This is a genomic window from Paraburkholderia panacisoli, from assembly GCF_008369935.1.
GTDB lineage: Bacteria > Pseudomonadota > Gammaproteobacteria > Burkholderiales > Burkholderiaceae > Paraburkholderia > Paraburkholderia panacisoli.
Window position 1 is genome coordinate 63,747 of record NZ_VTUZ01000027.1, and the last position, 25,390, is coordinate 89,136.

General features: G+C 65.9%; 24 protein-coding genes. 9 read left to right on the forward strand and 15 right to left on the reverse strand.

Translation table 11 applies throughout. The features are described from left to right. Window positions 1–36 precede the first annotated feature (36 nt). The 15 genes from FVF58_RS31885 to FVF58_RS31955 all read right to left on the reverse strand — a co-directional run bounded on the left by FVF58_RS31885 (window position 37) and on the right by FVF58_RS31955 (window position 16,152). Window positions 37–684 carry a DUF924 family protein gene (locus FVF58_RS31885; protein WP_149673752.1) on the reverse strand — a complete coding sequence of 216 codons (648 nt, stop codon included), beginning with the start codon at window positions 682–684 and terminating at the stop codon, window positions 37–39. After that, window positions 677–1,090: a group II truncated hemoglobin gene (locus tag FVF58_RS31890; protein WP_149673753.1), complete on the reverse strand. Its 414-nt coding sequence runs from the start codon at window positions 1,088–1,090 to the stop codon at window positions 677–679. Before FVF58_RS31890 ends, FVF58_RS31885 begins: the two co-directional genes overlap by 8 nt. Window positions 1,091–1,117: 27 nt before the next feature. Beyond that, window positions 1,118–3,700 (reverse strand): ABC transporter permease, encoded by a 2,583-nt coding sequence (locus tag FVF58_RS31895; protein ID WP_188130975.1) that lies wholly within the window; start codon window positions 3,698–3,700, stop codon window positions 1,118–1,120. After that, window positions 3,697–4,308: a DUF4126 domain-containing protein gene (locus FVF58_RS31900; protein WP_149673754.1), complete on the reverse strand. Its 612-nt coding sequence runs from the start codon at window positions 4,306–4,308 to the stop codon at window positions 3,697–3,699. The genes FVF58_RS31895 and FVF58_RS31900 overlap by 4 nt, the downstream gene beginning before the upstream one ends. A 306-nt stretch (window positions 4,309–4,614) precedes the next feature. Next, complete coding sequence (gene sugE / locus FVF58_RS31905) at window positions 4,615–4,935, reverse strand: quaternary ammonium compound efflux SMR transporter SugE (protein WP_149673755.1); 321 nt, start codon at window positions 4,933–4,935, stop codon at window positions 4,615–4,617. A 111-nt stretch (window positions 4,936–5,046) separates the two neighbouring features. After that, entirely contained in the window at window positions 5,047–5,745 is a 699-nt protein-coding gene (kdpE, locus tag FVF58_RS31910; protein WP_149673756.1) for a two-component system response regulator KdpE, read from the reverse strand. Beyond that, entirely contained in the window at window positions 5,738–8,635 is a 2,898-nt protein-coding gene (locus FVF58_RS31915; protein WP_149673757.1) for a DUF4118 domain-containing protein, read from the reverse strand. Before FVF58_RS31915 ends, kdpE begins: the two co-directional genes overlap by 8 nt. Window positions 8,636–8,815: 180 nt before the next feature. After that, entirely contained in the window at window positions 8,816–9,394 is a 579-nt protein-coding gene (kdpC, locus tag FVF58_RS31920; RefSeq protein ID WP_149673758.1) for a potassium-transporting ATPase subunit KdpC, read from the reverse strand. Between the two features lie 30 nt (window positions 9,395–9,424). After that, window positions 9,425–11,536: a potassium-transporting ATPase subunit KdpB gene (kdpB, locus tag FVF58_RS31925; RefSeq protein WP_149673759.1), complete on the reverse strand. Its 2,112-nt coding sequence runs from the start codon at window positions 11,534–11,536 to the stop codon at window positions 9,425–9,427. A 55-nt stretch (window positions 11,537–11,591) separates the two neighbouring features. Further along, the gene (kdpA, locus tag FVF58_RS31930) at window positions 11,592–13,397 is read right to left on the reverse strand and encodes a potassium-transporting ATPase subunit KdpA (protein WP_149673760.1); all 1,806 of its coding nucleotides are present in this window, start codon (window positions 13,395–13,397) and stop codon (window positions 11,592–11,594) included. Beyond that, entirely contained in the window at window positions 13,394–13,486 is a 93-nt protein-coding gene (kdpF, locus tag FVF58_RS31935) for a K(+)-transporting ATPase subunit F (RefSeq protein WP_149673761.1), read from the reverse strand. The genes kdpA and kdpF overlap by 4 nt, the downstream gene beginning before the upstream one ends. Beyond that, window positions 13,483–13,596 carry a potassium ABC transporter ATPase gene (locus FVF58_RS31940; protein WP_149673762.1) on the reverse strand — a complete coding sequence of 38 codons (114 nt, stop codon included), beginning with the start codon at window positions 13,594–13,596 and terminating at the stop codon, window positions 13,483–13,485. Before FVF58_RS31940 ends, kdpF begins: the two co-directional genes overlap by 4 nt. A 238-nt stretch (window positions 13,597–13,834) precedes the next feature. Further along, the gene (locus FVF58_RS31945) at window positions 13,835–14,809 is read right to left on the reverse strand and encodes a quinone oxidoreductase family protein (protein ID WP_149673763.1); all 975 of its coding nucleotides are present in this window, start codon (window positions 14,807–14,809) and stop codon (window positions 13,835–13,837) included. A 38-nt stretch (window positions 14,810–14,847) separates the two neighbouring features. Next, window positions 14,848–15,258 (reverse strand): methylglyoxal synthase, encoded by a 411-nt coding sequence (locus FVF58_RS31950; protein WP_149673764.1) that lies wholly within the window; start codon window positions 15,256–15,258, stop codon window positions 14,848–14,850. Between the two features lie 114 nt (window positions 15,259–15,372). Then, on the reverse strand, window positions 15,373–16,152 hold the full coding sequence (locus FVF58_RS31955) for an SDR family oxidoreductase (protein WP_149673765.1): 780 nt from the start codon (window positions 16,150–16,152) through the stop codon (window positions 15,373–15,375). 239 nt (window positions 16,153–16,391) lie between these two features. Between FVF58_RS31955 and upp the strand changes: the two genes are divergently transcribed. The 9 genes from upp to rng all read left to right on the forward strand — a co-directional run bounded on the left by upp (window position 16,392) and on the right by rng (window position 25,121). Beyond that, the gene (upp, locus tag FVF58_RS31960) at window positions 16,392–17,042 is read left to right on the forward strand and encodes a uracil phosphoribosyltransferase (protein WP_149673805.1); all 651 of its coding nucleotides are present in this window, start codon (window positions 16,392–16,394) and stop codon (window positions 17,040–17,042) included. A 487-nt stretch (window positions 17,043–17,529) separates the two neighbouring features. Continuing rightward, on the forward strand, window positions 17,530–18,258 hold the full coding sequence (locus tag FVF58_RS31965; protein ID WP_149673766.1) for a YebC/PmpR family DNA-binding transcriptional regulator: 729 nt from the start codon (window positions 17,530–17,532) through the stop codon (window positions 18,256–18,258). Between the two features lie 283 nt (window positions 18,259–18,541). Continuing rightward, window positions 18,542–19,837 carry a phosphoribosylamine--glycine ligase gene (purD, locus tag FVF58_RS31970; RefSeq protein WP_149673767.1) on the forward strand — a complete coding sequence of 432 codons (1,296 nt, stop codon included), beginning with the start codon at window positions 18,542–18,544 and terminating at the stop codon, window positions 19,835–19,837. Window positions 19,838–20,066: 229 nt separating this feature from the next. Further along, entirely contained in the window at window positions 20,067–20,990 is a 924-nt protein-coding gene (gene hemF, locus FVF58_RS31975) for an oxygen-dependent coproporphyrinogen oxidase (protein WP_149673768.1), read from the forward strand. A gap of 48 nt (window positions 20,991–21,038) precedes the next feature. Beyond that, window positions 21,039–21,770 carry a nicotinate-nucleotide adenylyltransferase gene (locus FVF58_RS31980; RefSeq protein WP_149673806.1) on the forward strand — a complete coding sequence of 244 codons (732 nt, stop codon included), beginning with the start codon at window positions 21,039–21,041 and terminating at the stop codon, window positions 21,768–21,770. A gap of 4 nt (window positions 21,771–21,774) precedes the next feature. After that, complete coding sequence (rsfS, locus tag FVF58_RS31985; protein ID WP_149673769.1) at window positions 21,775–22,230, forward strand: ribosome silencing factor; 456 nt, start codon at window positions 21,775–21,777, stop codon at window positions 22,228–22,230. Window positions 22,231–22,288: 58 nt separating this feature from the next. Next, window positions 22,289–22,759 (forward strand): 23S rRNA (pseudouridine(1915)-N(3))-methyltransferase RlmH, encoded by a 471-nt coding sequence (gene rlmH, locus FVF58_RS31990; RefSeq protein WP_063495252.1) that lies wholly within the window; start codon window positions 22,289–22,291, stop codon window positions 22,757–22,759. Window positions 22,760–23,012: 253 nt separating this feature from the next. Continuing rightward, window positions 23,013–23,642 carry a Maf family protein gene (locus FVF58_RS31995; protein WP_149673770.1) on the forward strand — a complete coding sequence of 210 codons (630 nt, stop codon included), beginning with the start codon at window positions 23,013–23,015 and terminating at the stop codon, window positions 23,640–23,642. 9 nt (window positions 23,643–23,651) lie between these two features. Beyond that, entirely contained in the window at window positions 23,652–25,121 is a 1,470-nt protein-coding gene (rng, locus tag FVF58_RS32000; protein WP_149673771.1) for a ribonuclease G, read from the forward strand. Window positions 25,122–25,390: the final 269 nt, after the last annotated feature.

Consider the following 25,390-nt stretch of genomic DNA (forward strand, 5'->3'; position numbering starts at 1 on the left):
GGCAGCGCCCGCGCGCGTTGGCTTATCTTCGGCTGCCTAGAACGACGAACCGGGTTCGCGCAGAAACGCGATTTCCTCCGCGCTCGACGCGCGCCCAAGCACCGCATTGCGATGTGGAAAGCGCCCAAAGCGCTCGATGATCTCCGCGTGCCGCACCGCGAACCGGTAGTAAGACTCGCCACCCGGTTCCGCTTGCAGCTGCTTGGACAGCCGCAGCGACTCGCGCTGGCTGGCGAGCGTTTCGTCGTGTTCGAACGGCAGATAGGCAAATGCGCGGTGATGCGCGCTCGGCAGCAGCCGCTCGGCGCCGCTTGCGATCATCCGTTGCGCGACACGCAATGCCTTCTGATCGGCGGCAAACGCGCGCGGCGTGTTGCGATGGCAATTGCGCGAAAACTGATCCAGCACGATGATGAGCGCCAGCGCGCCAAGCGGAGTGGTCTGCCAGTCGTCGAGGGCGGCGCTGCCCGTCGTGTCATTGGCCGCATCGATCAGCGCACCGAAGCGCTCCCGCAGCATCGCATCGAACGCTTCGTCGCGGGAAAACCAGCGCTTGTGTTCCTCGCCAAAGGCGGCCGAGTCCGGCGCGCCGAACCAGCAGTCGAGCACCTCGCGCGCCTGCGGCGCGAGCGCCGCGTAGTCCGCCAGCATCGAGTACGGCGCGCCGACCGGCTCGTCAGCCATTGCGGTTGCGCATCCAGTCGGCGGTTTCGAAAAACGAACCGAGCAGACGTTCACGCAGCGGCTCTGCCAGTCCGATATCCTCCATCGCCCACGCCATGCATCTGAGCCACTGATCCCGCTCGCTCGACGCAATCGCAAACGGCAGGTGCCTCGCGCGCAAGCGCGGATGGCCAAACCGGCTGATGTAATGATCGGGGCCGCCCATCCAGCCGCACAGGAACCAGAAAAACTTGTCGCGCGAGCCGTCGAGCGACTCCGGATGCAAAGCCCGAATCCCGGCGAAATCCGCTTCCAGATCCATCAGGTCGTAAAACCGGTCGACCAGTTCGCGCACCCGCGCTTCGCCGCCCACCAGTTCGAAGGCCGTCGGCTGCGCCGTGGACACTTCGTCGTTCAAATCGCTCATAACCCGCTCGTCAACCAGAAATAAAAATCACGCGTCCCGCAGCGATTGCAACGCGGGTCGCGCCAGCACATGCCGCAGGCTCAGCCAGCCGCCCACGCCGGCACACGCGACGCCCGCGGCAACGCCCGCCGGCAGCAGCCACGGATCGAAGCTCAGATAAAACTCGAACACGCGGGTCGCCAGCACCCAGCCGATCACCTGCGCGCCGATCGCCGCCATCAAGCCGGCCAACGCGCCCACCGCGACGAACTCGGCAATCTGCACCGTGCGCACCTGCCGATGCGACGCGCCGAGCGCGCGCAGCAGCGCGGATTCTCGCATACGCTCGTCGCGCGTGCCGGCGAGCGCCGCGTACAGCACCAGCACGCCCGCCGCGAGCGTGAACGCGAACAGGAACTGCACCGCGCCGATCACCTGCTGCAACACGCGCTGAATCTGCGCGAGAATCGGACCGGTGTCGATCGCGGTGAGATTCGGATAGACGCCGATCAGGCCGTCGATGGTCGACTGCCTGTCCTGCGGCAAATGGAAGCTCGTGATGAACGTCGCGGGGAAATCCTGCAACGCGGCGGGCGGCATCAGCACGAAGAAGTTGACCTTGAACGACCCCCAGTCGAGCTTGCGCACACTCGTCACCGGCGCGTCGATCTGCAGGCCGGTCACGTCGAAGCGCAGCACGTCGCCGGGCTTCACGTTGATCAGCTTGGCGAGCCCCTGCTCGATCGAAATTTGCGGCGTCTTCGTGTCGCCGTACCACGTGCCGGCGGCGATGCGGTTGTCGTCGGGCAGCTCGGTCGTGTAGGACAGGTTGAATTCGCGGTCCACCAGACGCCTCGCGTCCTCGCCCTTGAACGAGTCCGGATTGACCGGTTTGCCGTTGATCGCCGTGAGCCGCCCGCGCACCATCGGCGAGAGCACCGTGCCGGGCACGCCGTGCGTGTCCAGATAGTGCGTGACGGCGTCGCGCTGATTGGGCTGGATGTCGATGATGAACTCGTTCGGCGCATCGGGCGGCGTCGATTTGCGCCAGCCTTCCACGAGGTCGTTGCGCGTCATCGCGATCAGCAACAGACACATCAGGCCGATGCCGAGCGCGGTGATCTGCAACGCGCTCGCACTGCTGCGCCGCTCGAGCGACGCCAGCGCATAACGCCAGCCGATGCCCGCGTTCACGCGCTCGCTGCGCACGACCCGCGCCGCGCCCCACAGCGCGAGCCGCGCGATGCACGCGAACACCAACAACCCGCCCGCGAAGCCGCCCGCGACGATCCCGCCGAGCTTCAGCTCGCCCGCCGCGACGATCAGCAGCGCGGCGAACAGCACGATGCCGAGCGCGTAGGCAGCCCAGGCGGTGCGCCCCGCTTCGCCCCATTCGCGGCGCAGCACGCGTACCGGCGGCACGCGCGTGAGCGGCAGCAACGGCGGCAGCGCGAAACCCAGCAACAGCACGAGCCCGGCCGCGATGCCTTCGAGCGCGGGCCACGCGCTCGGGTACGGCAGCGCGACATCGATCAGACTGCCGAGCCACGTCAGCAACGCGAGATGCCCGAGATAACCGAGCGCGACACCGAGCGCGCCGCCGACCAGACCGAGCCCGACGAACTCCAGCGTGAACAGCGCGCGCAGTGCCGCCTGGCTGACGCCGAGGCAGCGCATCGCCGCGCAGCCGTCCAGATGCCGGCGCATGTACCGGTGCGCGGCCATCGCAATCGCCACGGCTGCGAGCAACGCGGTAAGCAGCGACACGAGCGTGAGGAAATGACCCGCGCGATCGAGCGTCTGGCGCACTTGCGGCTGGCCCTCCTGCAACGATTCGAGCGCGACGCCGCGCATCTTGCCGCCGTCCACCTTGTCGTGCGCGAACTGCGCGAAACGGGCCACCGACGCATCCGCGCCCGCCACCAGCAGCCGGTAGGTCACGCGGCTGCCGAAGGTGATGAGACCGGTCGATTGGACTTCGTCGGCGCGCAGCATCAAGCGCGGCGAAAAGTTGATGAAGGAAAAGCCGCGGTCCAGTTCACGCGTGATCAGCGCGCCGACCGTGAAGCTGCGATTGCCGACTTTCACGGTATCGCCCACATGCAGCTTCAACGCGTCGAGCAGTGCCTGGTCGACCCAGACGGTGCCCGGTGCCGGAATCGACTGCGCGGGATGGTCCGGCGTGCCGGGTGCCGGCGCGATCCGCACCGCGCCGCGCAGCGGATAGCCGGGCGACACCGCCTTGATCGCGGCGAGGCGCGAGACCGGCTGCGCGCTGGTCGAATTGATCATGCTGGGGAAAATCGCCGTGCTGGCGGTGTTCAAACCGAACGCCCTGGCCTGCGCGGCAAATTGCGGATCGACCGGATGATCGGCGCGCACGATGAAGTCGGCGGCGATCATCCGCCGCGCGTCGCGCTCCAGCCCCTGATGCAGGCGGTCGGCGAGGAAGCCGACGCTCGACAACGCCGCGACGGCCAGCACCAGCGCCAGCAGCAGCATCGTCAATTCGCCCGCGCGCCAGTCGCGCGCCGTCATGCGGATAGCCTGACGCAGCAGATCCCTGCCGCCGAACCGGCGCGCCGGCGTTGACCTGGCGCGCGCCGTGGAACCCCGTACCCTATCGCTCAATCGTGCCTGCTCCTGGCAAAACGCGACACCATGTGCATGGCCATGCCGCGAAACCCGACCTGCACGCCGCGCCAGAGCCGGGGCAACGCCCAGCCGGCCAGCATCAGGAAACCCACCATCAATACCAGAAAAACGAGCGGCACGAACAGCGCGAGCAGCATGCCGCCGAACACGAGGCCGTCTTCCGCGGTCGAGGTGATGACATTCGACACCGGTTCCGGCGACAGATTGATCAGCGCGCGCGTGCCCGCCTTGGCCAGATGGGCGGTGCCCGCCAGCGTGCCGCCCGCGAGCGCGGCGACGGTCAGCAGCGCCGGATCGGCATGGCCGAGCGCGCCGGCTGCCAGCACGGCGCCGGCCGGAATGCGGATGAAGGTATGGATCGCGTCCCACAACGAATCGAACGCGGGGATTTTGTCGGCGAGGAATTCGGTGACCGTCAGCACGGCCGCCGCGCCGATCACCCACGGCGACGACAGCGCAGACAGCGTATCGGGAAGATGGATCAGGCCGAGACGCTCGAACACGCCGGCCAGCAGCACCGTCAGATAGAGGCGCAGACCGCTGCCCCACGAAAGGCCAGCAGCAAGCGAAAGTGATTCGAGCATGGCCGCCTCCAGGCGCGCTGTGCGTGCCGGGCGCTTCGGCAGCCGATAAAGCCTGGAGCCCGGAGAGGCCCCGCACCGAAGTCGTCAGACCCGCGCCAAGCCGGCCGCGCCATAGAGGCCGCGGGCAGTGTCAGGTTGGATTCGGTTTCATTATAGCCACGATAATTCGCAGAACGTAGAGCGGCGAAGAAACGGCGGCGGGGATCAATCGCGGGGCGGGGCCGCTTTGGCTTGCCCGATGGCGCAGACTAACCGGGGCTTATCGAACTGCATGGGGCCTCGATGCCAGCGCGCGACGCGCGCAATTCAATGCCCGGACGACAGCTTCAGCCCGATCAGACCGATCAAGATCAACGCCGCGCTGGCGACTCGCGCGACGCTCAACGCCTCGCCCATCATGACGATCCCGAAGATGAACGCGCCGACCGCGCCGATCCCCGTCCACACGGCGTAGGCGGTGCCGAGCGGCAACTGGCGCATCGCGACGGCGAGCAGCGCGAAGCTGCCGAGCGCGGTCACGGCCGTGAACACGGACGGCCACAGGCGGGTGAAACCTTCGGAGGACTTGAGGCCGGCCGCCCACGCGACTTCGAGCAAACCGGCGATCAATAGAAGAAACCAGGACATGAGACAGCTCCATGATGAGATGGGGCCGTCCCCGTTCGTAGCAAAAGCGTAAGGTCGTCCTTACGAAGCGTAATTATATCGAAGCGGCTCATTCGTTGCTTCGCGGCTGCCTCACACCGCGCCCACGAGGCGATAGCCGACGCCGGTTTCCGTAATGATGTGTTCCGGTTGCGCCGGATCGCGCTCCAGCTTGCCGCGCAGATGCGCCATGTAGATGCGCAGATAGTGATGGCTCTCCACATGCGACGGCCCCCACACGTCGCGCAGCAACTGCCGGTGCGTCAACACGCGGCCGGCATGGCGCACGAGCGTCGCGAGCAGCCGGTATTCGATTGGCGTCAGATGGATCGCGGCGCCGTCGCGCGTCACCTGGCGCAACGCGAGATCGACCGTGACCTCGCCGAAGCGCACCTGCGGCGACTCGTTCGCGCCGCCGTGATTGCGCCGCCGCATCTGCGCGCGGATGCGCGCGAGCAATTCGGACACGCCGAACGGCTTGGTCAGGTAATCGTCAGCGCCGGCATCGAGCGCGGCGACTTTCTCGCTCTCCTGGGTGCGCGCCGACAACACGATCACCGGCAGCTGGCTCCAGCCGCGCAGTTCCCGGATCACGTCAAGGCCGTCGGTGTCGGGCAAGCCGAGATCGACGATCACCAGGTCGGGCTTGCGCGTCGCGGCTTCGACGAGACCCTGCTTGCCGGTTTCGGCGTCGTGCACGACGATGCCCTCGCCTTCCAGCGCGGTTCGCACGAAGCGGCGAATCTGCTTTTCGTCTTCAATCAGGACGACGGTGATGCTCGGGTCACTCATGGGCGGGCTTGGGCAGCGGGTTGAGGGTGGCGGGGGCGGCTCGGGGGTTGGTGCGGAGCTCGGCGTGCGGATCGGCTTCGAGCCCGGCCTGCGCCAGCGGATCCGCGCCCTCGTGTTCCAGAGCATCCGGCGCCTCGGGCGGCGTGTCCATTGGCAGCGTGAACCAGAAGCGCGCGCCTTCGACACGGCCATCCGCAGACAAGCGGTTGAGCGCGCCGATTGTACCGCCGTGCGCCTCGACGATCGCGCGGCAGATCGCCAGGCCAAGGCCGATGCCCGGCTTGGCCGATTCCTTCTCGCCGCGCGTGAACTTCTCGAACACGCGCGCTTCCATCCCGGCGGGCAGACCGGGGCCGCCGTCGTCGACGGTGACGCGCACGAGCGGCTTGTCGTCCGCGTCGATGCGCTGCGCGCCGATCGTCAACGGCGTGTCCGGCGCGGTGTACTTGGCCGCGTTCTCGAACAGGTTCGAGAAGAGCCGCTCCATCAGCACGGCATCCAGTTGCAGCAGCGGCAGGTCGGCGGGCAGCGCGACGCGCACCGGATGATTCGCCAGCACGCGCCGGCACGCACGCAACGCGGCGCCCACCGTTTCTTCGAGCAGCGTCCACTGCCGGTTCAGTTGCAGGCTGCCCGCCTGCAAGCGCGCCATGTCGAGCAGATTCGTGACGATGTCCGTCATGCGCAGCGCCTCTTCGTGGATCGCGTCGACCAGGTCGTCGCCGGGCTGCGCTTGCGCGTGCGCTTCGTCGTGCCCCTTGCGCCCCTGCGCCAGCATCGACGAGAAGCCGACGATCGTCGTCAACGGCGTGCGCAAATCATGCGAGATCGCCGACAGCAACGAGTTGCGCAAACGCTCCGATTCCATGTTGACGAGCGCATCGCGCGCGATGTCGACGTAATGCACCCGTTCCAGCGCCAGCGCGATCTGCGCGGCGAACGCGTCGAGCATGCGTTGCTGTTCGGGCACGTCCAGCTCGCGCTCGTCGCGCAGCACCACCGCGAGCACGCCGCGCGTGCGCATCGGCGCCTTCAGCGGCAGATACAGCGCGCTGGCGGCCGGCAACGTATCCGTGCCATGGCCAGCGGGCTTCTGCTGATCGTAGACCCACTGGCCCACGTCGAGATCGAGCAGCTCGCCTTCGAGTGTGATCGCCGCGTCGGGGTCCTCGATCTTCTGTTTGACCTGGTCGGCGCTGTCCGGCAGCAGGATCGCGACGCGCGCGCCGAACACCTCGCTCACGTGCCGGCTGCCGATCTCGACGATCTGCTCGGTGGTCAGCGCCGCCGCGAGTTCGCGCGCCATCGCGTACATCGCGCCGGTGCGCTGCTCGCGGCGCCGCGCGACGCTCGCCTCGCGGCGCAGGCTCGACGTGAGATGGCTGATCACCAGCGACGTCAGCAGCATGCCGAAGAAGGTCAGCAGATACTGCGTATCGGACACCGACAGTGACATGCGCGGCGGCACGAAGAAGAAATCGAACGCGGCCACGCTGAGGAACGACAGCACCACGCCCGGCCCCCTTCCCAGCCTCACTGCCGTGAAGATCACGCCGAGCAGATACAGCATCACGAGGTTGGTCAGATCAATACGGTCGATCAGCTGGCTCGACAGCAGCGTGATGCCCGCGCAGATGGCCAGTGCGAGCGCATACGCGCGCGGCGGCGAACGGCGTTCGCGCGCCGCGCTCAGCGCGTCGCGCCATGCGTTCGCGGTGGTGCTCAGCAAGCGCTGCTCCGCGCCGCCCGCGTGTTCGGACGATGCGCGAATCAGCGTGAGATCGAGCTCGCCCGCCTGCTCCGCGATCCGCTCGCTGAACGGCCGGCGCAGCCAGCGCTTGACGCCGGTACGCGACGGCGCGCCGGCCACCAGCTTCGACACGTTGCGGGCCTGCGCATAGCCGATCAGCGCGGTGAGCGCATCGGCGCCCGCGAGCGTCGCGGTTTCGGCGCCGAGTTCGGCGGCGAGCTTCAACGCGTTCAGCGTGCGTTCGCGGCGCGCGTCGGGCAAGCGCTGCAACGCGGGCGTTTCCACATAGACCGCCAGCCAGTCAGCCTTGAGGCTGGCGGCGAGGCGCGCGGCCGCGCGCACCAGCGCCGGCGCTTCCGGGCCGGGGCCCACGCACACCAGCAAACGCTCGCGCGCCTGCCAGATGCGCTGAATCGAGCGGTCGGCGCGATATTCCCGCATCTGCGCATCGACGCGATCCGCCGTGCGGCGCAGCGCCAGCTCGCGCAGCGCAATCAGGTTGCCCTTGCGGAAAAAGTTGCGCACCGCGCGCTCGGCCTGCTGCGGCATGTACACCTTGCCGTCGCGCATCCGGTCGAGCAGTTCTTCGGCGGGCAGGTCGACCAGCGTGACTTCATCGGCGCGATCGAACACGCGATCCGGGACCGTCTCCCACACGCGAATCCCGGTGATCTGGCCGACCACGTCGTTCAGGCTTTCGAGGTGCTGGACGTTGACCGTCGTGTACACGTCGATGCCCGCGTCGAGCAGTTCGTGAACGTCCTGCCAGCGCTTCAGATGGCGCGCGCCCTGCACGTTCGAATGCGCGAGTTCGTCGACGAGGATCAGTTGCGGCTTGCGGGCGAGCGCGGCATCCAGATCGAACTCGCCGAGCTTGCGGCCGCGATATTCGATATGCGCGAGCGGCAGGACTTCGAGGCCTTCGAGCAGCGCGGCGGTCTCGCTACGGCCATGCGTTTCGGCGATGCCGATCACCACGTCGGCGCCTTCATCGTGGCGGCGGCGCGCGGCCTGCAACATCGCATAGGTCTTGCCCACGCCGGCCGATGCGCCGAAGAAAATCTTCAGCCTGCCGCGCAGACGCTTCTCTTCGTCGCGTTGCAGCTTGTCGAGCAGTTCGTCAGGATCGGGGCGGTTCATGCTTAGTGCTTGTAGGGGTTGTCATCGTCGTACGCGCGGCGGTGTCGGCATGGTGGCACGGCCGCAGCCGGCCTGCAAATGACGGCGCAACAGGCAGCGACACGACGCGACGTAGCAAAGGCAAAAGGCGGCGTCTCGCGGACGCCGCCTTGGGCATGCTGCGGCGCGCGGCCGCGCTGCCTAGCCGTGCTTCATCTCGTCGAGCGCGAGGTTCAGCTTCAGCACGTTCACGCGCGGCTCACCCAGAATGCCGAACTGGCGGCCGGTCGTATAACGGTCCACCAGCGCCTGCACGTCGTTCGGCGCGAGCCCGCGCGTCTTGGCGACGCGCGCAATCTGATAGGCCGCCGCCGCCGGACTGATTTCGGGGTCGAGCCCGCTGCCCGACGACGTCACCAGATCGACCGGCACCGGCTTCGACATGTCAGTGCCGGCGGCCTTCAACGCGGCAAGGCGCCCGTTGACTTCGTCGAGCAGCGCCGGATTGGTCGGCCCGAGGTTCGAGCCGCTCGAACCCTGTGCGTTATACGGCATCGGGCTGGTCGCCGACAGTCGGCCCCAGAAGTACTCCGGCGCATCGAACTGCTGGCCGATCAGTTGCGAGCCGACCAGCTTGCCGTTCTGCTCGAGCAGGCTGCCGTTGGCCTGGTCGGGCAAAGCGGCCTGGCCGAAAGCGGTCATCACCGCGGGGTAAGCGAGACCCGTGAGCGCGGTGAGCACCGCGAAGATCACGAGCAACGGACGGAACAGATTTTTCATGATGATTGATTCCTTTTAGGCCGATGCGGCTCAAACCCAGCCGAACGCGGCCAGCACCATATCGATCAGCTTGATGCCGATGAACGGCACGATGATCCCGCCCAGACCGTAAATCAGCAGATTGCGGCGCAACAGAATCGCCGCACCCAGCGCGCGATAACGCACGCCCTTGAGCGCGAGCGGAATCAGCAGCACGATCACGAGCGCGTTGAAGATCACTGCCGACATGATCGCCGACGCGGGCGTCGCCAGATGCATCACGTTCAGCGCGTTCAGCGCCGGGTAGGTGGTGGCGAACGCGGCCGGAATGATCGCGAAGTACTTGGCGACGTCGTTGGCGATCGAGAACGTGGTGAGCGAGCCGCGCGTCATCAGCATCTGCTTGCCGATCTCGACGATCTCGATCAGCTTGGTCGGATTCGAATCGAGGTCGACCATGTTGCCGGCCTCTTTCGCGGCCTGCGTGCCGGTGTTCATCGCCACCGCGACATCGGCCTGCGCGAGCGCCGGGGCGTCGTTGGTGCCGTCGCCGGTCATCGCCACGAGGCGCCCTTCGGCCTGGTGCGCGCGGATGGTCGCGAGCTTCGCTTCCGGCGTCGCTTCGGCGAGGAAGTCGTCGACGCCGGCCTCCGCTGCGATCGCCGCCGCGGTGAGCCGGTTGTCGCCGGTCACCATCACCGTCTTGATGCCCATCTTGCGCAGTTCGGCGAAGCGTTCCTTGATGCCGCCCTTCACCACGTCCTTCAACTCGATCACGCCGAGCACGCGCGCGCCGTGCTCTCCCTTCTCCGCGACCACCAGCGGCGTGCTGCCGCGGCGCGCAACTTCGGTTACGGCATTGTTGACTTCGCTCGGGAAACGGCCGCCGTTGGCTTCGACGTATTGCTTCACCGCATCGGCCGCGCCCTTGCGGATTTCACGGCCCGGCGCCCCGGACGAAGTCCCCGTGGGATGCAGATCGACGCCGCTCATCCGCGTCTGCGCGGTGAAGCCGAGGAACACCGCATGCAGCGACGCCATATCGCGTTGGCGGATGTTGAAGCGCTGCTTGGCGAGCACGACGATGCTGCGACCTTCCGGCGTTTCGTCGGCGAGCGACGACAGTTGCGCGGCGTCCGCGAGCGCTTCTTCGGTCAGGCCCGGCGCGGGCACGAATTGCGACGCCTGACGGTTGCCGAGCGTGATCGTGCCGGTCTTGTCGAGCAGCAGCACGTCGACATCGCCGGCGGCTTCGACCGCGCGGCCCGAGGTGGCGATCACGTTGGCCTGCATCATGCGGCTCATGCCGGCCACGCCGATTGCCGACAGCAGCCCGCCGATGGTGGTCGGAATCAGGCACACCAGCAGCGCGACCAGCGCGGTGATCGTCACCACGTGACCGGCCTTCGCGGCTTCAACCGAAAACATCGAGAACGGCAGCAGCGTCGCGGTGGCGAGCAGCATCACGATCGTCAACGCGACCAGCAGGATGGTCAGCGCGATTTCGTTCGGCGTCTTCTGACGCTTCGCGCCTTCGACCATCGCGATCATGCGGTCGAGAAACGCTTCGCCCGGATTCGCCGTGACCCGCACCACGATCCAGTCGGACAGCACGCGCGTGCCGCCCGTCACCGACGAAAAGTCGCCGCCCGACTCGCGGATCACCGGCGCGGATTCGCCCGTGATCGCCGATTCGTCGACCGACGCGACGCCGTCGATCACTTCGCCGTCGGCCGGAATCACGTCGCCAGTTTCGACCAGCACGACGTCACCTTTGCGCAGATCGGTCGCCGTGGTAATGCGAATCGGCGACTTCGGATGCGGCTCGTTGAGCTTCTTGGCCATCACGTCTTTCTTCGCGCTGCGCAGCGACGCCGCCTGGGCCTTCGAACGGCCTTCGGCGAGCGCTTCCGCGAAGTTCGCGAACAGCACTGTGAACCACAGCCACAGCGTGACCGCGAGAATGAAGCCCGCGGGCGCCTCGGCCTGGCCGCCGAGCGCGGCGATCCACAGAATGGTCGTCAGAATGCTGCCGACGTACACGCAGAACATCACCGGATTGCGGAACTGCGTGCGCGGCGTGAGCTTCTTGAAGGAGTCCACGATCGCCGGGCGCAGCAGCGCCGGGTCGAACATGGACCGGGTTGCATTATGTTCAGTCATTGAATCCTCGAATATCCCGTTTGCGCTTATGAGCCGTTGGTTCGCATGGGCGGCCTCAATGGGCGCCCATCATCATCAGATGTTCGACGCCAGGGCCGAGCGCGAGCGCAGGCACATAAGTGAGCGCGCCGACCAGCAGCACCGTGCCGAGCAGCAGCACGACGAACAGCGGGCCGTGCGTGGGCAGCGTGCCGCCGGTCACGCCGATGCGCTTCTTCGCGGCGAGCGAGCCGGCAATCGCGAGCACCGGAATGATCGTGCCGAAGCGGCCGAACCACATCGCGATGGCGGTAAGCCAGTTGTAGAACGGCGTGCTGACCGTCAGACCCGCAAACGCGCTGCCGTTGTTGTTGGCCGCCGAGCTGAACGCGTAGAGGATTTCGGAGAAACCGTGCGCGCCGGGGTTCGCGATGCCGGCCTTGCCCGCCTCGGTGAGCACCGCGATCGACGTGCCGACCAGCACCAGCAGCGGCGTGAGCAGCACGACGATCGACACCATCTTCATCTCGTACGCCTCGATCTTCTTGCCGACGTATTCAGGCGTGCGGCCGATCATCAGGCCCGCGACGAACACGGCCAGCAAAGCGAACACGAGCATCCCGTACATGCCGGAACCCACGCCGCCGAAGATCACTTCGCCGAGCTGCATCAGCAGCATCGGATAGAGGCCACCGATCGGCGTCAGCGAGTCGTGCGTATTGGCGACCGCGCCGCACGAAGCCGCCGTGGTCGCGACCGTGAAGATGCCCGACTGCGCGATGCCGAAGCGCGTTTCCTTGCCCTCCGCATTGCCGCCCGACTGCAACGCGTTCGCCGACTGATCGACGTGCAACGCGGTGAGCGCCGGATTGCCGCCCTGCTCCGCGCTGATCTCGCCGACCACGCACACGCCGAACGCGATCGTCATCGCCGCGAGCACGGCCACGCCCTGCTTGCGGTCGCCGATCATCCGCCCGAACAACAGTGCGAGCGCCGCCGGAATGACGAGGATCGCGAGCATCTGCAGGAAGTTCGAGAACGGCGTGGGGTTTTCGAACGGATGCGCCGAGTTGCCGTTGAAGAAACCGCCGCCATTGGTGCCGAGCATCTTGATCGCTTCCTGCGACGCAACCGGACCCATCGCGATGGTTTGCGTCTTCACCGGCGTATCGACCGTGACCGGATTGCCCTTCGCGTCCTTCACCGGACTGCCTTGCGCATCGAGCTTCGGTGCGGCGTAGGTGGTGGTTTGCAGCGTCGGCACGTCCTGATAGGCCTTGAAGTTCTGGATCACGCCCTGGCTCATCAGCAGCGCCGCGATGATCATCGACATCGGCAGCAGCACGTACAGCGTCACGCGCGTGATGTCGACCCAGAAGTTGCCGATGGTTTGCGCGGTGTGGCGCGCGAAGCCGCGCATCAGCGCGATCACCACCACGATGCCGGTGGCCGCAGACAGGAAGTTCTGCACGGTCAGGCCGAGCATCTGCGTCAGATAGCTGACGGTTTGTTCAGGCGTATAGTCCTGCCAGTTCGTGTTGGACACGAAGCTGACCGCCGTATTGAACGCGCCGTCGACCGTCATCGGGCCGAACTGCTGCGGGTTGCCCGGCAGCCAGCCTTGCACGCGCAACAGCACGTAAAGGAAACCCACACCGAGCACGTTGAACGCGATCGTCGCGATCGCGTAGTGCTTCCAGCCCATTTCCGTCGACGGGTCGACGCCCGCGATCCGATACAGCAGACGTTCGAGCGGGCCGCCCAGCCGGACGACGCACGAGCTGCCGTCCATCACCGCGGCCAGATAGCGCGCCAGCGGCACGGCGGCAGCCAGCAGCACGACGATGAACAGGCCCACCTGCAGGACATTGTTCGAGTTCATTCAATGTCCTCCGCGCGCAACAGCGCATAGACAAGGTAAATAAACAGCAGCGCGGTGGCCGAGCCTGACAACCAGAGAATCCAGTTCATGAGCGCGCTCCCTGGCCACGGCGAAACTGCATCAGCTTCTCGCAGCCGCTAATCAATGCAAAGGTCAGCGCGGCAAACAGCACCAGCCCCCCGACATACAGCACATCCATTTTTCTTCCCCATTCACGGACTTTGGATAGATGCAACGGTAAGCCTTGGGGCGTAAAGGCCGGGTCAAAGGTGGGCGCGCGGGTATAAAGATCGTGTAAACGGACAAGGCCGTTCCATCGAAAGATGGAACGGCCTCGCTTGTTGCGCACATGTCGTGCACGTGTCGCTTCGCGTGCGGCGCTTGCCGCCGCATTCGCTGCATCTGCCGCATCAAAGCGGCGGCGCGCTGCTATTCGCTTACGGCATCAGCACCGTCGAGCCCGTGGTGCGGCGGCCTTCGAGCGCCGCATGGGCCTGACCGACATCCGCCAGCGCGTAACGCTGATTAATGCTCGTCTTGACCTTGCCCGACAGCAGCACGTCGAACAGTTCCGCCGACATTGCATCGTAGTCGCTGCGCTTCGCGATATAGGTGAACAGCGTCGGGCGCGTGAAGAACAGCGAGCCGCGTCCGGCGAATTCCGACGAGTCGATCGGCGGCAACGGCCCCGATGCATTGCCGAAGCTCACGAACAGGCCGAGCGGCGCGAGGCAATCGAGCGAGCCCGTAAACGTATCTTTACCGATCGAGTCGTACACCACCGGCACGCCCGCGCCGTTGGTGATCTCGCGTACGCGCTTCGTGAAGTTCTCGCGCGTGTAGACGATCGCGTGATCGCAGCCGTGCGCTTTCGCGATCGCGGCTTTTTCATCGGAGCTGACCGTGCCGATCACGGTCGCGCCGAGCGCCTTGGCCCACTGGCACACCAGCAGACCGACGCCGCCCGCCGCGGCCTGGATCAGGATCGTGTCGCCGGCCTTCACCGGATACGTGCGGCGCAGCAGATACTGGGCGGTGAGGCCTTGCAGCATCACCGACGCGGCCTGCTCGTCGCTCAATGCGTCGGGCAGCTTGACGACCTGCGCCGCCTGCAGCACGCGCTCCTGCGCATACGCGCCAGGCGGGCGCGCGACATAGGCGACACGGTCGCCGGTCTTCAGCCCCGTGACGCCCGCGCCGACCGCGCTGACCTCGCCGGCCGCTTCCATGCCGAGGCCGCCCGGCAACGGCTGCGGATACAAGCCCGTGCGGAAATACACGTCGATGTAGTTCAGCCCGACCGCCGTCTGCCGGATGCGAATCTCGCCCGCGCCGGGCTCGCCCACTTCGACGTCGACCCATTTCATCACTTCCGGGCCGCCGGTTTTGTCGAATCGGATTGCTTTGGCCATCATGTCTCCTCTTGAGGCGGGTGTTGTTCGAGCTTTTTTCAGGTTGCCGCGAGCGCGCCGTCAGACTGTTGATTGAGGCGCAACGTCAGCACGTCGAGCACCATGCGCGCGGTCGAGATGTTGGTCGCGCACGGAATGTTGTGCACGTCGCACGCGCGCACCAGCGCGTTGATGTCCGGTTCGTGCGGCTGCGGCGTCATCGGGTCGCGCAGGAAGATCACCATGTCCACCCGCCCTTCCGCGAGTTGCGCGCCGATCTGCAGGTCGCCGCCGTGCGGGCCCGACAGCATCCGCTCGACCATGAGGCCATGCGCGTCGCTGATGCGTCCACCGGTCGTGCCGGTCGCGACGATCTCGCAGCGCCTGAGCGTATCGACGTATTCGCCGGCCAGTTTGACGATGTCGTCCTTCTTGTGATCGTGCGCGATCAGCGCGATGCGGGTGGTCATGACGTAAGACTCCTGAAACCGTGATGATTGTCGTTGTTGTGTCGTGGTGCTTCGTTTCGTTGCGAGGCCGAAGCGGCTGCTCGTGCCGCGTTGGCCGCTTCGGCAGCCGTCCGCTCAGAACGTGCCGGGATACGCGCCGCCATCGATCAGCCAGTTCTGCCCGGTGATGTAGCCGGCATGCACGCTGCACAGGAACGCGCACGCCCGGCCAAATTCGTCGCTATGGCCGAAGCGGCCGGCGGGGATCGTCTTCATGCGCTGCTTGCGCGCGTCGTCGATGGAAATGTTTTGCGCCTTGGCCTGCGCCTCGAACGTCACCGCGATGCGGTCGGTGTCGAACAGCCCCGGCAGCAGGTTGTTGATCGTCACGCCGGTCGGCGCGACTTTGCGCGCGAGCCCTGCGACAAAGCCGGTGAGCCCCGAGCGCGCGCCGTTCGACAGGCCCAGCACGTCGATCGGCGCCTTCACCGCCGAGCTCGTGATGTTGACGATACGGCCATAGCCGCGCGCACTCATCGAGTCGATGGTCGCGCGGATCAGCTCGATCGGCGTGAGCATGTTGCTTTCGAGCGCGCGAATCCAGTCCTCGTGCGTGAAGTTGCGAAAGTCGCCCGGCGGCGGCCCGCCCGCGTTGTTGACCAGGATGTCCGGCTGCGGACAGGCGGCGAGCGCCGCGGCGCGGCCTTCCGGCGTGGTGATGTCGCACGCCACCGCCTTCACTTCCACGCCGCTTTGCTTACGGATTTCGGCGGCGGTCGCCTCCAGCGTTTCGGCGGTGCGCGCGACGATCGTCAGGTTGACACCCTCGGCGGCGAGCGCTTCCGCGCAGCCGCGTCCCAAACCCTTGCTGGCCGCGCAAACCAGCGCGGTGCGTCCTGCGATTCCCATGTCCATGTGTGTGCCCTCGTGGCGTAGTCGTGGCGCGTCGGCGCCATGGCGTTGCAAAGATTCCCCTGATTCTAGAAGAATCGGTGCCGGACTGCGCCCACCCGCTGCAATCTCCGGTATCTTCGGGCGGCACTCTTTCGGTAAACTTGCGCCGTGGCGCGTCCGCCGGCCCGCTGCTTTGCGGACCGGGCGGCGCGCCGAACGATTCCCGAACCGATCCCTCTTGCGCCCTCCGCGCCCCCGCCATGACCCAGGACAGCCGTTTTCCCAATCTTTTCATCCTCGATCACCCGCTGATCCAGCACAAGCTGTCGCACATGCGCGACCGGGACACGTCGACACGCACGTTCCGCGAGCTGCTGCGCGAAATCACGCTGCTGATGGGCTACGAGATCACCCGCAACCTGCCGATGACCACGCGCCGCATCACCACGCCGCTCGTCGAGATCGACGCGCCGGTGATCGCCGGCAAGAAGCTCGCGATCGTGCCGGTGCTGCGCGCCGGGATCGGCATGTCGGACGGGCTGCTGGAGCTGGTGCCGTCGGCGCGGGTGGGCCACATCGGCGTGTACCGCGCCGAAGATCACCGGCCGGTCGAGTATCTGGTGCGGCTGCCGGATCTGGAGGACCGCGTGTTCATCCTGTGCGATCCGATGGTCGCGACCGGCTACTCGGCGGTGCATGCGGTCGACGTGCTCAAGCGCCGCAAGGTCGCCGCCGAGAACATCATGTTCCTCGCGCTGGTCGCCGCGCCCGAAGGCGTGCAGGTGTTCCAGGACGCGCATCCGGACGTGAAGCTGTACGTCGCGTCGCTCGATTCGCACCTGAACGAGCACGCGTACATCGTGCCGGGTCTGGGCGACGCCGGCGACCGGCTGTTCGGCACGAAGAACTGAAGGCCGGCTGGAAGCCGCCTGAGCACGGCCCGGAAAAATGCCGGGGGCGGGTGCGCAACGCCGCCTCACCCTCGTGTCCGTGCGCTTTGCGCGCAGTTTCCGGCCACGTCACCCTCTGCCGCGCCCCGGCGGCGTGATAAAATTCGAATCCGCTCCAGAAGCGGCCCAATCCGCGTCTGCGCCTGCACCGTCTGTACCGCCATCTGGCGCATCGCGCCTGTGCGCAAAGCTTGCAGAGCCGGCGCCGGGTTTGCCGCACGCCAGCCGCCCCGCCCCCACCGCGCCGCCGACCTTCGGCCCCGCTGCGCCGGGCCCGGCGCAGCGTGAGCAGGCTGCAGCCGGGTGACACGGGCAGCTAGTTCGGACGGGCCGCCGCCGGCGGTCTCACACCACGGTTTGACATCGAGGCGCGCAACGCGAGCGCCCGACTTCGCAACGACAATTGCACTATGCGTGCGCCCCGCTGGCGCGCGCGACGGAGAAAGGTATGGCGGGTCATTCGAAATGGGCCAACATCAAGCATAAGAAAGCAGCGGCCGATGCCAAGCGCGGCAAGGTCTGGACGCGGCTCATCAAGGAAATTCAGGTCGCGGCCCGCATGGGCGGCGGCGACATCGACTCGAACCCGCGTCTGCGGCTCGCCGTCGAAAAGGCGTACGACGCCAACATGCCGAAAGACAACGTCAACCGCGCGATCCAGCGCGGCGTGGGCGGCGTGGACGGCGCGAGCTACGAAGAAATCCGCTACGAAGGCTACGGCATCGGCGGCGCGGCGGTGATCGTGGACACGATGACCGACAACCGCACCCGCACGGTCGCGGAAGTGCGTCACGCGTTCTCGAAGAACGGCGGCAACATGGGCACGGACGGCTCGGTGTCGTTCATGTTCGATCACGTCGGCCAGTTCCTGTTCGCGCCCGGCACGGCCGAAGACAAGCTGATGGAAGCCGCGCTCGAAGCCGGCGCCGACGACGTCGTCACGAACGACGACGGCAGCATCGAAGTGCTGTGCCCGCCGAACGATTTCCCGAAGGTGAAGGCCGCGCTCGAAGCCGCGGGCTTCAAGGCCGAAGTGGCCGAGGTGACGATGAAGCCTCAGACGGAAGTCGAGTTCACCGGCGACGACGCCGTGAAAATGCAGAAGCTGCTCGACGCGCTGGAAAATCTGGACGACGTGCAGGAAGTCTATACAAACGCCGCGATCGCCGACGAATGAGCGTGCTCCGGCAACGCGCGGCGCGCGAGTTCCCATCGAACCGCGCCGCGCTGCCGGCTGGCCCTCGCGTCATTGCGTCATCGCGTCGTTGTGTGCTCGCGAAGCGGGCGTCTGGACCTCGCTGCGCGTTTGCGCGCGGCCATGCCATCGTCACTCGGGTTCGCACGCGTTCGGCTTGCCAGCTTCGCTGGCGTCCAACATGTGCGGCGCGAATCTCGCTGTTTATTGCACGGTTGAGCTTGCTGCTTCAGCCGTTTATGGTTTTTAAGTCTCGGGGATTCACATGAAGTTACTCGTCGTCGGTTCCGGCGGTCGCGAACATGCACTCGCATGGAAGCTCGCGCAATCGCCGCGGGTTCAGCTCGTCTACGTCGCGCCGGGCAACGGCGGCACCGCCCAGGACGAGCGTCTGCGCAACATCGACATCACCGCGCCGGCCGCGCTCGCCGATTTCGTCGAGCAGGAACAGATCGCCTTCACGCTGGTCGGGCCGGAAGCGCCGCTCGCGGCCGGCATCGTCAATCTGTTCCGCTCGCGCGGCCTGAAGATTTTCGGGCCGACTAAGGAAGCCGCCCAGCTCGAAAGCTCGAAGGACTTCGCGAAGGCGTTCATGAAGCGCCACGCGATCCCGACCGCCGAATACGAAACCTTCGCCGACGTCGCCGCCGCGCATGCCTATCTGGACGCGAAGGGCGCGCCGATCGTCATCAAGGCCGACGGCCTCGCCGCCGGCAAGGGTGTGGTAGTCGCGCAAACGCTGGAAGAAGCGCACGCCGCGGTCGACATGATGCTGTCGGACAACAAGCTCGGCGACGCCGGCGCGCGCGTTGTGATCGAGGAATTCCTCGCCGGCGAGGAAGCGAGCTTCATCGTGATGGTCGACGGCAAGCATGTGTTGCCGCTCGCGTCGAGCCAGGACCACAAGCGTCTGCTCGACGCCGACCAGGGCCCGAACACCGGCGGCATGGGCGCGTATTCGCCCGCGCCGATCGTCACGCCGCAATTGCATGCCCGCGTGATGCGCGAAATCATCCTGCCGACCGTGCGCGGCATGGAGAAGGAAGGCATCCGCTACACCGGCTTCCTGTACGCCGGTCTGATGATCGACGCGCAAGGCAACCCGAAAACGCTCGAATTCAACTGCCGCATGGGCGACCCCGAAACGCAGCCGATCATGGCGCGTCTGAAGGGCGACTATTCGAAGGTGGTCGAGCAGGCGATTGCCGGCGCGCTGGATACGGTCGAACTGGAATGGGACCGCCGCACCGCGCTGGGCGTGGTGATCGCCGCGCACAACTATCCGGATACTCCGCGCAAGGGCGACCGCATCAACGGCATCCCCGCTGAAACCGCGGATTCGGTCACGTTCCACGCCGGCACCACGCTTGCCGACGGCAAGCTGACCACCTCGGGCGGCCGCGTGCTGTGCGTGGTCGGCCTGGCGGATTCGGTGCGCACCGCGCAATCGGTCGCATACGAGACGATCAACCAGATCTCGTTCGACGGCATGCAGTATCGCCGCGACATCGGCTACCGTGCGTTGAACCGCAAGCACGACGCCCGCACCGAAGGCAAGTAGTAAGTCACCACCCCGCTCGCCCGCGTGCGGCGCCAACGGCGCTACACTGCGGGCGCTACACTGTAAGTTTCGGCGTCCACGGCAGCAGGTGGGCCGGCGCGGGCGAGAGCCCGTGGCCCGGCGCGAAACACCGTACGGCCGCGCCTCGCCAGGTTTCTCCCTGACGAAGGCCCGCCCCTCACGAAGAACCCGCGGCACGACGAGCGTGCCGCCCTCAGCATCCGCATTCATGACCGATTCGAGCTACGACGCACAAGCCGTGCGCAGCTGGCTGCAAGGCCTGCAAACGCATATTGCGGACACGCTCGGCGCGTTCGACGGCACGCCGTTCGCGACCGACACGTGGCAGCGCGCGCCGGGCGAGAAGCTGCGCGGCGGCGGTTGCACGCGGATTCTCGAAGGCGGCAAGTTTTTCGAGCGAGCCGGCATCGGCTTCTCGGATGTCGCGGGCGACGCATTGCCCGGTTCGGCGAGCGCGGCACGTCCGCAACTGGCCGGGCGCGGTTTCGAAGCGATGGGCGTGTCGCTCGTGCTGCATCCGCACAATCCGCACTGCCCGACCGTGCATATGAACGTGCGTCTGCTGATCGCAACCAAGCCGGGCGAAGAGCCGGTGTTCTGGTTCGGCGGCGGCATGGATCTGACGCCGTACTACGGCTACGAAGAAGACGCGCAGCATTTCCACCGTACCTGCCGCGACGCGCTGGAGCCTTATGGCGCGGACCTCTACCCCAGCTTCAAGCGCTGGTGCGACGAGTATTTCTTCCTCAAGCATCGCAACGAACCCCGTGGCATCGGCGGGATTTTCTTCGACGATTTCTGCGCGCCGGGCTTCGATCAATCGTTCGCGATGCTCAGGAGCGTCGGCGACGCGTTCCTCGAAGCGTACCTGCCGATCATCGAAAAGCGCCGCAACATTCCGTACGGCGAAGCCGAGCGCGACTTCCAGGCGTATCGGCGCGGCCGCTATGTCGAGTTCAATCTGGTGTTCGACCGTGGCACACTGTTTGGACTGCAGAGCGGCGGACGCACCGAATCGATCCTGATGTCGATGCCGCCTGTAGTGACCTGGCGCTACGACTGGCATCCCGAACCGGGCACGCCGGAAGCGCGTCTCTACAGCGATTTTCTCGTGCCACGCGAGTGGGTGTGACGCGCATTTCGCCTGCACCGCACTGCACGCGCCCGCCACGTGGCTACGATTGAGGACCTTCACCTGAAGCCGAACGCTCACCCTGTCGCCCTGCCACGCCGGATCGGCCTGCTAGGCGGCACTTTCGATCCGATCCACGACGGCCACCTCGCGCTCGCGCGGCGTTTCGCCGACGTGCTGCGGCTGACCGAACTGGTGCTGCTGCCGGCCGGTCAGCCGTGGCAGAAAGCGGACGTGTCGCCGGCCGCGCACCGGCTCGCGATGACGCGCGTGGCGGCCAGCACGCTCACGCTGCCAGGCGTGACGGTACGCGTCGCGACCGACGAAATCGATCACGATGGCCCCACGTACACGATCGACACGCTGCAACACTGGCGTGCGCGCGAAGGTGAGGACGCATCGATCGCGCTTCTGATCGGCGCGGATCAACTGGTGCATCTCGACACATGGCGCGACTGGCGGCGCCTGTTCGACTTCGCACATATTTGCGCGGCCACCCGGCCCGGCTTCGACCTCGCGTCGATTCCACCGGCGGTCGCACAGGAAATCGACGCGCGCCGTGCCCGCGCCGACGTTCTGCAAGCCACGCCCTGCGGCCACTTGCTGATCGATACGACGCTTGCGTTCAACGTTTCGGCCACCGACATTCGCGCGCATCTGCGCGAGCACGTGCGTCAACGGCTTGCCCTCACCGGCGGCGAACAGCAGGACGAGGCCGCGAGCCATGTCCCCACTGCGGTGTGGGACTATATTCTTCAACATCATCTGTACCACCGGTAACCCCATGGATATTCGCAAACTACAACGCGTGATCGTCGACGCTCTCGAAGACGTCAAGGCGCAAGACATCAAGGTGTTCAACACCAGCCACCTGACCGCGCTGTTCGATCGCGTGATCGTCGCGAGCGGCACCTCGAACCGGCAAACCAAGGCGCTCGCGTCGAGCGTGCGCGAAGGCGTGAAGGAAGCCGGCGGCGAGATCGTCAGCACCGAAGGCGAGGACATCGGCGAATGGGTGCTGGTGGATTGCGGCGACGCGATCGTCCACATCCTGCAACCGGCGCTGCGCCAGTACTACAACCTCGAGGAAATCTGGGGTGAGAAGCCGGTGCGCATCAAGCTGTCCACGCCCGATCCGTTCGGCGGCGCGCGCGCGAGCGAGTCTGAAGACGAGGACGAAGACGAAGAAGCGCCTGCTGTGAAGAAGCCGGCGCGCAAGACGGCCGCGCGCCGCAAGTAAGCGGGCTTTGGCCGGCATAGCGTAGAAGTCCGCCACTGCATCCGCGATCACCTTCGTCATGAAACTGCACATCCTCGCCGTCGGCCACAAGATGCCGGACTGGATCGCCACTGGCTTCGACGAATACGCGAAGCGCATGCCACCCGAGCTGCGCATCGAGCTGCGCGAGATCAAACCCGAGCAGCGTTCCTCCGGCCGTCCGGCGGAAAGCGTGATGGCCGCCGAGCGGCAGAAGATCGAAGCCGCCTTGCCGAAGAATGCGCGCATCGTCGCGCTCGACGAACGAGGCAAGGACTGGACCACGATGCAGTTGGCCGGCGCCCTGCCCGGCTGGCAGCAGGACGGCCGCGACGTGGCCTTTCTGATCGGCGGCGCCGACGGGCTCGATCCCGATCTGAAAGCGCGCGCCGACATGCTGTTGCGCGTGTCGAGCCTGACCTTGCCGCACGCGATGGTGCGCGTGCTGCTTGCCGAACAGCTTTACCGCGCGTGGACCATCACGCAAAATCACCCCTATCACCGCGCGTGAGCAGACGAGGCGGCTGACCGGTCGCGAGTTTCGTTGCACGTCTTGCCACGCGTTTCTGGTCTTGCCGCCGGTGCCGATGCCGGTCGGCTTTTACGTCGACCTTTCTGCATCGATCCCATTTTCAACGCGCCTGATTGACGTACGTGACGTGCATACGGTACGTGTGCGACGCGTTCGATCGACACCCGATCGGCACGCCCGTGTCACGTTCCTGCATTCGCGTTCCTGCAATCCGCTTCACCGAGACCTGTACATGCCCACGCCCGCCGCTTCGCTGCATCCGTTCGTCTACCTCGCTTCGCAAAGCCCGCGTCGCCAGGAGTTGCTGCAACAGCTCGGCGTGCGGTTCGAACTGCTGCTGCCGCGCCCCGATGAAGATGCCGAAGCGCTCGAAGCCGAATTGCCCGGCGAACACGCGCGTGATTACGTGCAGCGCGTGTGCATCGCCAAGGCGCACGCCGCGCGCGCCCGGCTCGTGGCCGGCGGCCATGCGGTGCGGCCGATCCTCGTTGCAGATACAACCGTCACGATCGACGACGCGATTCTCGGCAAGCCCGTCGATGCCGACGACGCCGTCGCGATGCTTACGCGCCTCGCGGGTCGCCCTCACGAAGTGCTGACGGCCATCGCCGTGATCGACGCCGACGGCGCGTTGCTGCCCGCCGCGCTATCGGTGTCGAGGGTGCGTTTTGCTGCGCTGCACGCAGACGCGATCCGCCGTTATGCGGCGAGCGGCGAGCCGCTCGGCAAGGCGGGCGCGTATGGCGTGCAGGGACGCGCCGCGGAGTTTATCGAACATATCGACGGGTCCTATTCAGGTATCATGGGTTTGCCGCTTTTTGAAACCGCTGCCCTCCTGCGTGCAGCGCGCATCGACTTCTAAAATAACATCATGAATGAAGAAATCCTGATCAATGTCACGCCGCAGGAAACGCGCGTCGCGCTCGTCCAGCAGGGCGCCGTCCAGGAACTTCACGTCGAACGAACGCTGTCGCGCGGGCGCGTCGGCAATGTCTATCTCGGCAAGGTCGTGCGCGTGTTGCCGGGCATGCAATCCGCCTTCATCGACATCGGTCTCGAACGCGCGGCGTTCCTGCACGTAGCCGATATCTGGCATCCGCGCATTGCCGGCGAGCCGCAACATCAGACACCGCATCAGCCGATCGAGAAGATCGTGTTCGAAGGCCAGACGCTGATGGTGCAGGTCGTCAAGGATCCGATCGGCACGAAGGGCGCGCGGCTGTCCACGCAAGTGAGCATTGCCGGGCGCACGCTCGTGTATCTGCCGCAGGAACCGCACATCGGCATCTCGCAGAAGATCGAGAGCGAGGCCGAGCGCGAAGCGGTGCGCGCGCGCCTGACCGCCGTGCTGCCCGCCGATGAAAAAGGCGGCTACATCGTGCGCACGATCGCCGAAGATGCGACCAGCGAAGAGTTGGCCGGCGACGTCGCATATCTGCGCAAGACGTGGGCCACGATTCTGTCGCAGGGCCAGCGCATGCCGCCGACCAGCCTGCTCTACCAGGATCTGAATCTCGCGCAACGCGTGCTGCGCGATTTCGTCAACGATGAAACGTCGCGCATTCAGGTCGACTCGCGCGAGACTTATCAGATGCTTGCCGACTTCGCGGCGGAGTTCACGCCGGCGGTGTCGTCGATACTGCATCACTACACCGGCGAACGGCCGTTGTTCGATCTGTACAACATCGAAAGCGAGATTCAACGTGCGTTGTCGCGGCGGGTGGATCTGAAGTCGGGCGGCTATCTGGTGATCGACCAGACCGAAGCGATGACCACGATCGACGTGAACACCGGCGGTTATGTGGGCGCGCGCAACTTCGACGATACGATCTTCAAGACCAACCTCGAAGCCGCGCATACGATTGCCCGGCAATTGCGGCTGCGCAATCTGGGCGGCGTGATCATCATCGACTTCATCGATATGGAAAACACAGAGCATCGCGACCAGGTGCTCGGCGAGTTGAAGAAGGCATTGTCGCGCGATCGCACGCGCGTGACCGTGAATGGGTTCTCGCAGCTCGGGCTGGTGGAGATGACGCGCAAACGCACGCGCGAGTCGTTGGCGCATGTGCTGTGCGAACCGTGCCCGGTTTGCCAGGGCAAGGGGCAAGTGAAGACGCCGCGTACGGTTTGCTATGACGTGCTGCGGGAAATTCTGCGCGAGTCGCGGCAGTTCAATCCGCGCGAGTTTCGTGTGGTGGCGTCGCAGCAGGTGATCGATCTGTTCCTCGAGGAAGAGTCGCAGCATCTGGCGATGCTGATTGATTTTATTGGCAAGCCGGTGTCGTTGCAGGTGGAGTCGAATTTGAGTCAGGAGCAATACGATATTGTTTTGATGTAGCTTGATTGACTTTTGTTTCGAGTTGATCGGAAAACGAAAAAGCCGACCCTCGCGGGTCGGCTTTTTCGTTGGCGTGGCTCTATCCCAATAACATTACTCGCGGACTTCGAATCCGATGATTACGCGGCAGCGCTCGCCACACTCGACCAGTCCTATCCGTGGGGGCGAAACCAGCGTCGCAAATCGATCGTTTCGATCGAGGCAACGTTGGGGGCGGAGCTGCTTGTTGAATGTGACAACGTTGAAGTAGAGCCCTTGAACTCTGCGGC